General features: G+C 71.5%; 7 protein-coding genes. 3 read left to right on the top strand and 4 right to left on the bottom strand.

Translation table 11 applies throughout. The annotated features are described in order from the left end of the window. Window positions 1-519: 519 nt before the first annotated feature. Window positions 520-1,077, bottom strand: coding sequence for a MarR family transcriptional regulator (locus tag ABZX79_RS15275; protein WP_355256455.1), 558 nt, complete (start codon window positions 1,075-1,077; stop codon window positions 520-522). A 137-nt stretch (window positions 1,078-1,214) separates the two neighbouring features. Here ABZX79_RS15275 and ABZX79_RS15270 point away from each other — a divergent pair, with 137 nt between their 5' ends. Continuing rightward, window positions 1,215-2,498: an MFS transporter gene (locus ABZX79_RS15270; protein ID WP_355256498.1), complete on the top strand. Its 1,284-nt coding sequence runs from the start codon at window positions 1,215-1,217 to the stop codon at window positions 2,496-2,498. A 163-nt stretch (window positions 2,499-2,661) separates the two neighbouring features. Here ABZX79_RS15270 and ABZX79_RS15265 read toward each other — a convergent pair whose 3' ends face one another. Beyond that, window positions 2,662-4,338 carry an ATP-binding SpoIIE family protein phosphatase gene (locus ABZX79_RS15265; protein ID WP_355256452.1) on the bottom strand — a complete coding sequence of 559 codons (1,677 nt, stop codon included), beginning with the start codon at window positions 4,336-4,338 and terminating at the stop codon, window positions 2,662-2,664. A 133-nt stretch (window positions 4,339-4,471) separates the two neighbouring features. Further along, window positions 4,472-5,812: an NAD(P)/FAD-dependent oxidoreductase gene (locus tag ABZX79_RS15260; RefSeq protein WP_355256449.1), complete on the bottom strand. Its 1,341-nt coding sequence runs from the start codon at window positions 5,810-5,812 to the stop codon at window positions 4,472-4,474. A 331-nt stretch (window positions 5,813-6,143) separates the two neighbouring features. Between ABZX79_RS15260 and ABZX79_RS15255 the strand changes: the two genes are divergently transcribed. After that, window positions 6,144-6,956, top strand: a complete 813-nt coding sequence (locus ABZX79_RS15255; protein WP_355256446.1) for a helix-turn-helix domain-containing protein — start codon at window positions 6,144-6,146, stop codon at window positions 6,954-6,956. A 247-nt stretch (window positions 6,957-7,203) separates the two neighbouring features. Beyond that, window positions 7,204-9,225, top strand: coding sequence for a sigma-70 family RNA polymerase sigma factor (locus ABZX79_RS15250; RefSeq protein ID WP_355256443.1), 2,022 nt, complete (start codon window positions 7,204-7,206; stop codon window positions 9,223-9,225). A 272-nt stretch (window positions 9,226-9,497) separates the two neighbouring features. Here the strand turns inward: ABZX79_RS15250 and ABZX79_RS15245 are convergent, their stop codons facing one another. Further along, complete coding sequence (locus ABZX79_RS15245; protein WP_355256440.1) at window positions 9,498-11,654, bottom strand: asparagine synthase-related protein; 2,157 nt, start codon at window positions 11,652-11,654, stop codon at window positions 9,498-9,500. Between the last annotated feature and the right edge of the window lie 24 nt (window positions 11,655-11,678).

Raw genomic sequence — 11,678 nt, 5'->3', positions numbered from 1 at the left:
CACCGAAGTGGGCCGGGGTATCAACATATCTGGCGTTGACTTTTGGCACGCTGTTGAGTTCTCAAGGAACGGACGCTTCCTTTGTACTCACCCTCGCGGGCTTTCCTCCGGGCTTTCGTTCGGTATTTCGTGTTTCCGACTCTATCAGACTCTTTCGTGTCCGACTTCCTCGGTGCTTTCCAGTTCTTCGCTTTCGCGTTTCCCTTTCCGGCGGTTCCGACTCTATCAGATCCTTTCGGGCCTGACTCCCAGTCAGCGGGATTTGTCTTCCCGGCTGTTGGGCCGTTCCGACATCCAGAACTCTAGCGGGTTTCCCGGGCGGCTCATAATCGAGCCTCTCGAATGAATTCCGGCATGCCGAAATTATCCCCGAGTGGGAGATGGTGCTGAGAGTTTGGGTTTGCCGCTTTCGCGGCGAGCGGTTGCCGCAGAACCGTTCCGGCTCCGTGACAACTCGAAGAACCTTACGGATCGTCGGGGGCTGTGTCAACCCCCGCCGATGGGCCGTCAGTACGGCCGTCAGTCCAGGTCCTTCAGGCGGCCGCCGGCGTCCGGCTGGGCGTCCTCGACCCTGCGCAACAGGCGGATCAGCATCTCGCCGAGCGAACCGCGCTCGGCGGCGCTGAGGTCCTGGAGCAGGTCCTCCTCGAAGCTCGACGCCATCCGCATCGCTTCGAGCCACTTGGCGCGGCCCTCGTCCGTGAGCTCCACGATCACGCGCACGCGGTTGTTCTCGTCGCGGTCCCTGGTGACCAGGCCGTCCGCCGCCATCCGGTCGATGCGGTGGGTCATGGCGGCCGGCGTGAGGCCGAGGCGCTTCGCGAGCTCGCCGGGGCCCAGGCGGTAGGGGGCGCCGGAGACCACGAGGGTCTTGAGGACTTCCCACTCCGTGTTGCTGATGCCGAGTGCGGCGACCTGCCGGCCGTACGCCACGTTCATACGGCGGTTGAGGCGGCCCAGGGCCGAGACGACCTTCTCGACCTGCGGGTCCAGGTCGCCGTACTCGCGCTGATAGGCGGCGATCTGTTCGTCGAGGCTCGGCTCCTGGGGGCCGTGCGGCTCTGGGGTCTCAGACATGCCGGGCAGTATGACACGGACTCATTGGCACTTAAGTCCTTCGGTGTGTACTGTTCAGGTTCTAACTTTAGTGTTGAAGTCTTCAGACTTCAGCTCTACTCCTTCGAAACCTTGAGCAGGTGAGTGTGACCAGGGCAATGGGCGCCGCGATGCGCCGGATCCAGATGGGGAACGCGCTGAGCGCGTTCGGTATCGGATTCACCGTTCCGTATCTGTATGTGTACGTGGCTCAGGTGCGGGACCTGGGTGCGAGTACAGCAGGTGTGGTGCTCGCCGTCTTTGCTGTGGCCGCACTCGTAGTCCTGCCGTTCACCGGCCGTGTCATCGACCGGCGGGGGCCGCTGCCCGTGCTGGTCGGCGGTGCGGTGAGCGCCTCCGCCGGTGCCCTGTGCATGGGGCTCGCGAGCAGCGTGCCGACGGTCTTGCTGGCCGCCGCGCTGCTCGGCGCGGGTACGGCGGTCGTGCAGCCGGCGCTCGCCACGATGATCGTGTGGTGCTCCACGCCGGCCACCCGTACGCGGGCCTTCGCCATGCAGTTCTTTCTCGCGAACCTCGGGCTCGGCATCGGTGGTCTGATCGGCGGCCAGCTCGTCGACGAGAGTCGGCCCGACAGCTTCCTGCTGCTGTTCAGCATTGAGGCCGTGATGTTCCTGGTGCTCGCCGGGATCGGTGCGAGTGTCCGGCTGCCGCGTGCGGCCGTCATTCCCGGCGCCATGCCGCAGGACGACGCCGCTGCCAAGGGGGGCGGCCTGCGGGCGCTCCTGAAGCACCGGGCCATGGTGCAGTTGTGCGGGCTGGGGTTCGTGCTGTTCTTCGCGTGTTACGGGCAGTTCGAGTCAGGGCTCGCGGCTTACGGGACCGAGGCGGCTGGGATCGAGCCCTCGACGCTCGGGATCGCGCTGGCGGCCAACACGGCTGTCATCGTCATCGCGCAGTTCGTGGTGCTGCGGCTGGTCGAGCGGCGGCGGCGTTCGCGCGTCATCGCGCTGGTCGGGCTGATCTGGGCCGTCGCGTGGGTCGTGGCCGGGTACGCCGGTCTGGGGCACGGCAGTCAGACGATGGCTACGGCCGCGTTCATCTCGACGTACGCGCTGTTCGGGCTCGGTGAGGCGATGCTGTCGCCGACCGTCGCGCCGCTGGTCGCCGATCTGGCGCCGGAGTCGATGATCGGGCAGTACAACTCCGCGTTCGCGCTGGTCAAGCAGCTGGCCCTGGCGGTCGGGCCGGCGGTGGGCGGACCGATGGGCGCGTCGCTGCACGCGCCGTACATCCTCACCTTCATCGTCTTCTCGCTGGGCATCAGCGTGCTGGCGTTGCGGCTCGGCAAGCAGCTGACCGCGGTGCAGGACCGGCCGGTGCCGGTGAGGTCGCGGGTCGTTGCTTCGGGCGTGCCGGTGAAGGATCTGGCGCCGGTGGAGTAGGGCGGGCGTCGGGTCCTGCGGAGCCTTCCCCGACCCGCCCCTTCCCGCTGTGACACTTTGCGGCTCCGCCGCGTGGGGGGCGCTGCCCCAGACCCCGCTCCTCAAACGCCGGAGGGGCTGGATGTGCCGCTGAGCGGCAGGTCCGGCCCCTCCGGCGTTTGTGTCAAGCCGTCGGCAGGGCGAATTCGCACCACACCGCTTTGCCGCCCCCGGGCGTCCGTCGGCTGCCCCAGGACGAGGCGATCGTCGCGACGATCGAGATGCCGCGGCCCGCCTCGTCCGCCGGTTCGGCGCGGCGGCGGCGCGGCAGGTGGTCGTCGCCGTCCGTCACCTCGATGATCAGCCGGCGGTCAGTACGGCGAAGGCGCAGGCGCATCGGCGGGGTGCCGTGCTGGAGGGAGTTCGCGACGAGCTCGCTCGCCGCCAGTACCCCCAGGTCGCACAGCTCCATCGGGAAGCGCCAGGAGGCGAGGACCCCGGTGGCGAAGGCGCGGGCGCGGGGGGCCGCCTCGATGCCGCCGAGCAGATCCAGTGCCGCGTTGTGGAAGAGCTCCGCGTCCGGGCCGGTGCGCGTGGGGTGCTGGAGGACCAGTACCGCTACGTCGTCGTCGTGGTCGGCCGTGACGCCCAGTGCGCGGATCAGCCGGTCGCAGACGACCTGGGGCGTGCCGGTGGCGCCGGACAGGGCGCGCTCCAGGGCGGCCACGCCCTCGTCGATGTCCTCGCGGCGGCGTTCGACGAGTCCGTCCGTATAGAGGACAGCCGTGGAACCCGGTGGAAGAGCGATCGTGCCTGAAGTGTGCATCCAGCCGCCCGTGCCGAGCGGCGGGCCCGTGTGGTCCTCGGCGCGGCGGACCGTGCCGTCCTCGTCACGGACGAGGATCGGGAGGTGGCCCGCCGACGCGTAGACGAGGCGGCCCTCGTTGGGGTCGTGGACGGCGTACGCGCAGGTCGCGATCTGGCTGGCGTCGATCTCGGCGGCGAGGCCGTCCAGGAGTTGCAGGACCTCGTGGGGCGGGAGGTCCAGGCGGGCGTACGCGCGGACCGCCGTGCGGAGCTGGCCCATGACGGCGGCGGCGCGCACCCCGCGGCCCATGACGTCGCCGATGACCAGCGCCGTACGGCCCGCGCCGAGGGTGATCACGTCGTACCAGTCGCCGCCGACCGCCGCGTCCGTACCGCCCGGCTGGTACGTGGCGGCGATGCGCAGGTCGTCGGGCTGTTCCAGCTCCTGGGGGAGCAGGGAGCGTTGCAGGGTGACCGCCGTCTCGCGCAGGCGGCGCTCGCTGGCGCGCAGCCGCTCGGCGGCCTCCGCGTGGTCGGTGACGTCGGCGGCGAAGATGAGCACGCCGCCGTCCCCGTCGGTGCCGGCCGTGCTGGTCGCGGGGTCGATCGGCGTACAGGTGATGGTGTACGAGCCGCCCTTGGGCACCTTGCGGGACTTGACCGTACGGGGCGTACCGCTGCGCAGGACCTGGTCCAGGAGCGGGAGCAGGCCGAGCTCGTCCAGCTCGGGGAGGGCGACGGCGGCGGGGGCGCCGGTCTCGCGGGGGCCGAAGGCGGCGGCGTAGGCGTCATTGACGTACGCGACGCGGTGCTCGGGGCCGTACACCAGGGCGACGAGGGCGGGGAGCCGGCCGAGGATCTCGCGGACGGAGAGGTCCGTGAGAGCGTGCAGGGGGGCGTCGCCGGGCGCGTCCTGGCCGTCGGGCGCGTCGGGTCCGTACTCGGACTGCCGGCCGTACTCAACGCGGGCCGCCGGGACGGAGCCGCGGTCGGTCCGCGCTGCGGCGCGGCGCTGCGTTCCGGGTAGACGGGCGCTCCAGCGCGTGAAGTTCACTGACTTTCAAGCCTCATGGTGTCGCGTTGCGTTGTATTGCGTGAGCTGGTGTGTCGCTACAGCGGGTCACTCTGTGCCGGTGTGAGCCAACCTATGGTCACACGCCCAGTGTGACCGACCGCACTGACAGTCGTCACTTGGTCTTGGGCGGCTCGCCGCCCGCGGCCAGTTCGAATTCGGCTCGCGGGTGCTCCAGGGAGCCGAGCGAAACGATCTCGCGTTTGAAGAGTCCGGCGAGCGTCCATTCGGCGAGGACCCGCGCCTTTCGGTTGAAGGTCGGCACCCTGCTGAGGTGGTACGTGCGGTGCATCAGCCAGGCCGGATAGCCCTTGAGCTTGCGGCCGTAGACGTGCGCGACGCCCTTGTGGAGACCGAGCGAGGCGACCGAACCGGCGTATTTGTGCTCGTAGTTCTTGAGCGGTTCGCCGCGCAGTGAGGCGAGGACGTTCTCGGCGAGGACCTTGGCCTGGCGTACGGCGTGCTGGGCGTTGGGCGCGCACTCCTTGCCCTTCTCGGGCGCGGTGAGGTCGGGGACCGCGGCGGCGTCCCCGGCGGCCCAGGCGTGCTCGGTTCCTTCGATCGTGAGCTTGGCGGTGGCCGTGAGGCGGCCGCGTTCGTTCAGGGGAAGGTCGCTCGCCGCGAGGACGGGATGCGGCTTGACTCCCGCCGTCCAGACGACGGTGCGGGTGGGAAAGCGGGAGCCGTCGCTGAGGACGGCGACGCGGTCGGCGCAGGAGTCGAGCCGGGTCTCCAGGCGTACGTCGATGTTGCGGCCGCGCAGTTCACGGATCGCGTACTTACCCATCTCCTCGCCGACCTCGGGGAGGATGCGGCCCGTTGCCTCGACGAGGATCCACTTCATGTCCTGCGGCTTGACGTTGTGGTAGTAGCGGGCGGCATAGCGGGCCATGTCCTCCAGCTCCCCGAGCGCTTCGACGCCCGCGTATCCGCCGCCGACGAAGACGAAGGTGAGGGCGGCGTCGCGGACGGCCGGGTCGCGGGTGGCGGACGCGATGTCCATCTGCTCGATCACGTGGTTGCGCAGACCGATGGCCTCTTCGACGGTCTTGAAGCCGATGGCGTAGTCGGCGAGGCCGGGGATCGGGAGGGTGCGGGAGACGGAGCCCGGCGCCAGGACGAGTTCGTCGTACGTGATCTCGATGCCGCCGGTGCCCTCCTCCTCGGTGGCGAGGGTGGTGACGGTCGCGGTGCGCTTGGCGTGGTCGATCGACTTGGCCTCGCCGATGACGATCTTGCACTTGTCCAGGACGCGGCGGAGCGGGACCACGACGTGGCGCGGCGAGATGGAGCCGGCCGCCGCTTCGGGCAGGAACGGCTGATACGTCATATAGGGATCAGGGGTCACCACAATGACCTCGGCCTCGCCACTTCTCAGCTTCCGCTGGAGGTGCAACGCGGTGTACATCCCGACGTAGCCGCCGCCGACAACGAGAATGCGCGCAGGTTCTGTCACTGTCCCATGACGCAACGGCCGCCGGACTTTGTCCACAGGCCCAGCAAATTGTGTGACCGGAGGTCACGCGCGCGGCGAGCTGCGGGAATTCCTGCTCAATGTGGAAGGTTTGCAGGTCAGCGGGCGGGGAGGGGGTGCGGAGAGTGGCCGAATCAGGAAGGTTCCGGTCGATACTCCGATCGGGCGGGCGCTCCGTACGGAACTACCCCCTTCTGTATCTACGCGCGCTCAACTATGTTCGTATCTCGTCGGGGCGGCCGGGTCTGCGGTCCCGGCCGACTATCAGGGCGGGGAGTCTCCGGGGGGAGACATCATTACCGGGGGAACGCTGATGCACATTCAGGACTCTCATTGGCAGACTGCCGTCGCATCCGACGGCAACGGGCGCGCGGGGACCGGAGGACCACGCTCCGCGCCGCTGCGTGTGGACGCACAGCGCAATCTTGAGCATGTACTGCGGGCCGCTCGCGAGGTGTTCGGCGAGCTGGGCTACGGGGCGCCGATGGAGGACGTGGCGCGACGCGCCAGGGTCGGCGTCGGGACGGTGTACCGCCGTTTCCCGAGCAAGGACGTACTGGTGCGCCGAATAGCCGAGGAGGAGACCTCCCGGCTGACCGATCAGGCGCGTACGGCCCTGGGGCAGGAGGACGAGCCCTGGTCGGCGCTGTCCCGCTTCCTGCGTACTTCGGTGGCGTCCGGCGCAGGCCGGCTGCTTCCGCCGCAGGTGCTGCGGGTGGGCGTGGACGGTGGCGACGGAGACGGCGGTGAGTTGCCGCTGGTGTCGGGCGACGCGCGGGTGCCGCAGCAGCGGCAGGCCGTGGCTCCGGCGGTCGGTTCGGCGGCGGGTTCGGTGACGGGTTCAGCGGCGCCTGAGCTTCGGCTGGTCGAGCAGCGGCCCACGGGTGCCGGTCCCGACGACCTGGGGAGTGACGACGCGGGTGCCGCGGAGCTGCTCGAGGTCGTGGGGCGGCTGGTGGCCCGGGCGCGGGCGGCAGGTGAGCTGCGTGGCGATGTGACGGTGGCCGATGTGCTGCTGGTGATAGCCACGGCGGCGCCTTCGCTGCCGGACGCGGCGCAGCAGGCGGCGGCTTCCGCTCGGCTGCTGGACATCCTGCTGGAAGGACTGCGGTCCCGGCCGGTCTAGGCGCGTAGGCACGTGTTCGGCCGTCGGTCCGCTTGTTCGCGCCACGTGGCGGACGGGCGGGCCGACGGTCTGTTCCCCGGCGTCTTTGAACCCGTCACCCTTCCCCGTTCGGGTGAAGGCTAGTGCTTGAATACGGGAAAACTCCCCGGATGAGTGGTTGCCCGGCTGGAGCAATGGGCCGTGGTGCGCTCTGTGGGATTCTTGGCCGGTATTTCCGGGTCCGAGGGTGCTTACGGGGGCTTCCGCTATGGGTGTTGAGGGGCGGGACGAGCCGCTCGACCGTGTCGGCATGGAGTCCGGCGGGCTGCCTTCGCGACAGGTGCCGAGCCAGGCGGGGCCCGGCCGGGGCCGGGCGGACAGCGACGGTGACAGCGACGGCGGCGGCGGCGGCGAGCCTGACGCTCACGGAGAGGGGTACGGAGCCGGCGGGACCGTGCTGCCGGGGCCGTGGCCGGCCGCCGTGGACGGCGACGACGCGAGTGTCCCCATGCAGCGCGAGGGCGGCAGCGCGCAGCCTTCGACGTCCGACGCCGAGCTGATCCAGCGGATGCGCGGGGGCGACGACAGTGCGTACGAAGAGCTGTTCCGTCGGCACTCCGCCGCCGTCCGCCGGTACGCCCGTACCTGCTGCCGCGACGCCCACACCGCCGACGACCTGACGGCGGAAGTCTTCGCGCGCACATTGCAGGCGGTGCGCGGGGGCTCGGGGCCCCGGCACGCCGTACGGGCGTATCTGCTGACGACGGTGCGGCGGGTGGCCGCGGCATGGACGAAGACCACCAAACGTGAGCATCTGGTTGAGGACTTCGCGCTCTTCGCTGCGCAGTCCGACCGGCTGGCGGATGCGTCGGACGACGACACCCTGGACCTCGGGGCCGACGTACGGGCCATGCATGAGGCGGAGCAGACGCTGGCCATGCAGGCGTTTCGCAGCCTGCCCGAGCGCTGGCAGGCGGTGCTGTGGCACACCACGGTCGAGGAGGAGTCGCCGAGCGATGTGGCTCCGCTGTTCGGGCTGACCGCGAATGCCACGGCCGTGCTGGCGAGCCGGGCGCGGGAAGGGCTGAAGCAGGCGTATCTCCAGGCGCATGTGAGCACGGCGCTGACCGCGGGCGGCGACTGTGCGCGGTACGCCGACCGGCTGGGCGCGTATGCAAGGGGCGGGCTGCGGATGCGGGCCGAGCGGGGGCTGCGCAAGCATCTGGAGGAGTGCGCGAAGTGCCGGATGGCCGCGGGTGAGCTGAGCGACGTCAACGCGGGGATTCCGGCGCTGCTTCCGATCGCGGTCATCGGCTGGTTCGCCGGTGGGTACGTCGTCAAGGCCGCCGGTCTGGTGGTGGGTGGAGCGGCGGGTGCGGCGGGGGCGGCCGGCGCGGGGGCTGCCGCTGCGGCGACCGGCGCGGGGTCGGGTGCGGGCGCGGGTTCGAGTTCGGCCGGTGCCGCCGGGGGTGAAGCGCTGGGTGCCCCGGCGAAGGTGGCCCTCGGTGCGGCGGTGGCTGCGGCGGTGGCCGCGGGCGTGGTGTTCGCGCTCGCTGGTGACGACGCGAAGCCCAAGCCGAAGCCGGTGGCCAAGCCGCCGGTGTCGCGGCCCGTCGTACCGCAGCGGCCGAGTCCGGAGCCGCCGGTGCGGACTGCGCCGCCGGCGCCGAAGCCGCGGCCGGTGGCTCCGCCGGGGCCGTCGGTTACGCCTACGCCTACCCCTACTCCTAGTCCGACGAGGGCGGCACCCACGCCGAAGGCGCCCTCGCCCGAGCCTCCTCCGCCGCCGAAGCCGCCTCCGAAGCCCACGCCGCCTCCGGAACCGACGCCGCCGCCACCGCCGCCGCCCGCGTCGGTCGTCTACCAGGTGAACGCGCTGGATTACGGAACGTTCGGCGACCACACCAAGCCCGAGGTGCGGATCGGCGAGAGCAGTTGGCTGTGGCAGCGCTACGGGATGTCGATCGGTGGTGTGCGGTACGGGAACGGGGTGACGACGCACGCGAAGTCGTCCGTCACCATCGACCTCAATCGCGCGTGCGCCACCTATGACGCGCTCGTCGGTATCGACGACATGACGATGGGCGTCGGGGCCGCGCGCTTCTCGCTGTACGGGGACGGTGCGCTGCTGTGGCAGTCGGGGATCGTTCGCGGTGGTGAGGCGGCTGTGCCGGTGCGGGCGGGCATCTCGGGGCGGGAGTCGATCCGGCTCGTGGTGGAGCCGGAGCATCCGTACGAGTCGATGGTGCTGGCGGACTGGGCTCAGTCGCGGATCAGCTGCGGGGGGTAGGTGGGCAGTGCGGTGGGGCTGGCGCCTGCGGCGGGCCTTTTCCCCACCCCGCCCCTTCCCGGCTGTGACATTCTGCGGCTCCGCCGCGTGGGGCTCCGCCCCAGACCCCGCTCCTCAAACGCCGGAGGGGCTGGATGGTACCGCTGAGCGGGGATGCTCCGCTGCGCGGCAAATCCAGCCCTGCCAGACAATTCCAGCCCGTCCAGCGTTTGAGGACACGCCCGTAGGGCGTCTGTGTGGTCTGGGGAAAAGTCCCGCAGGGCACCGACCCGTCAGAGCGCTCGGCGGGGCGGAACGCCTCCTGCCACCGCGCGCTGGCGGGGGGCCGCCGTGCCCGTCCAGCACGTTCCACGGCGGGAGACCAGGCGGCGTAGCCACAGTTCCGTGGAGACCAGGTCCGCGAGGCCGTCCAGGGGGACCGGCTCGCCGTCGGCCGCCGCACGCAGGGCCTTGCGTACGACGCGGGCCTCGATCAGGCCCGCGTCGGCCAGCAGTGGCGCGTCGAAGAGGGCGATCAAGTCGCCCACCGCGGCGCGTACTCCGGCCCGGGACGCCGCCGCCGAGGAGGCGTGGGACGTGGCGCCCCAACCGGGGGGCAAGTCCTTGATGCCCGCGCCCGACAGGACGGCGCGCAGGATCGCCGCCCGGGCGCCCGGCTGGACGCGCAAGGCTTCGGGGAGGGCGCGGGACGCCCGCACGACCTGGTTGTCGAGGAACGGGGCGTGCAGGCGCTGGCTGCGGACCTCCGCGGCCTGCTCGAAGACCCGGTGGTCGGCCGCCGCCCGGGCCAGGGCTGCCCGCGCCCGGGCCTCACCGGGGCGCTGCACCGAAGAGGGCCTGGTCGCCGACGCCTGGAGGCGAACCGATACTTCAGCCAGCGCCTCGCCCGTCAGCCAACGCGCCGCAGGGCCCGGCCTGGTCCAGGCGAGGGCCGCGAGCGAGGCGTCCAGGGCCGTCGCTTGACCGCCCGGGCCCGCGCCCCTGCTGCCCGGTTCGTCGAAACGGCGGTCCATGAGGCGGGCCGCCGCCTCCTCGATGCCCGCGCGGTACGGCGTACGGGCGAGGCGGCGGGCGGCGCGGTAGACGGTCAGCGGGACGAAGAGCGAGTGGGCGGACGGCCCTTCGACTTTGGCGAGGGCCGCGACCGGGCGCAGCAAGTCGCGCCGTCTGCGGTCCATCAGGAGGTCGGCGAGGCGCGCCGGGTGGGCGTCCAGGACCTGGCGGGCGCCGTGCCCGGTGAAGTGGTCGGCGCTGCCTGCGGCCAGGCGGCGGCGGTGGCGTTCGGAAGTGACCAGGGAGGGACCCGGCTCGTCGGTGAGCGGGCCGCTGTCCAGGTCGGCGTACGGGAGGGCTTCGGCGCCTGCGGCAACCACCACGTGGTGCAGGCGGGGGTTGGCGGCGATGGCGCCGGCTCGCGCCAACTCCGCCTCGGCTCCGGGGCCTTCGGCGGTCAGGTCGTTGAAGGTGACCGCCAGCAGCCGCTCCCCCGCTCCCGTGCCGTGGCCCAGGACCGTGCCGGGCAGGCCCGGCAGGCCCGCGGCGAGGAGGGCGAGGGTGGCGGAGGCGCTGCCGCCCGAGAGGTCGGCGCCGATGCCTGGGACGGGCGCGCCGCGGGCGGCCCGGCGATCGGCGGGGCCCATGCCGGGGACGGGCCCCGGGTCGGGGGGCGCGGTCTCGGGGGCGTGGCGCGGTGCGGTGAGTCTCGCCCGTACCGCTTCGACGAGGGCCTCCCGGACGCCGTCCACGGCTCGCTCCGGGTCGAGTTGGGCTGCCGCTACGGCGAGGGACGCCACCGGCTCGTACCCGGTGATCTCGCGCGAACCCTCGCGCAGGACCAGCGCGTGCCCCGGCGGAATGCGCCGCACGCCGGCGTACGGCGTGCCGTCACGCAACGCCTCGGGCACGTCGGGGCAGGCGAGCAGCGCCGCGAGATGGCCGATGTCGAGCTGTGCCTCGATGAGGTCGGCGAGCGGGAGCGCGGCGGTGGCGTACGCGGTGCCATTGGCCCAGGGCGTATAGAACACGGGGCGCGCACCTGCCAGGTCACCGACCACGGTGACGCGGCGGCCGACCTGGACGACGGCCGTATAACTGCCGGACCATGCGGTCAGGTGCCGCAGTGCGCCGCCGCGCGCCGCGAAGAGGCCGACGCGCAGTTCTTCGTCGGACGCGCCGCAGCATCCGAGGACGGCGATCCGGGTAAAGGGGTCGACGCTGAGGGTACGTACCTCGTCGGGGCGCCAGTCGCCGACGGCCCACAGGGGGTCGGGGTCGCCCCACAGCAGCTGGGAGCCGACGGGATGCACGGTGAGAGATTCGGAATCGGAATCGGAATGGGCAGAGGAAGGGATGGTGGTGCCGGCTGGGCCGACCGCTCCGACCGTCCCGAAGCTCGCGGCGACACTGCTCCACCCCACCAACCACCGCATCGCCGCCTCCACAGGCTGTGGGCA

Origin of the sequence: Streptomyces sp. NPDC002994, assembly GCF_040611155.1 — a bacterium.
GTDB lineage: Bacteria > Actinomycetota > Actinomycetes > Streptomycetales > Streptomycetaceae > Streptomyces.
This window is presented reverse-complemented; position numbering and strand designations above follow the sequence as displayed.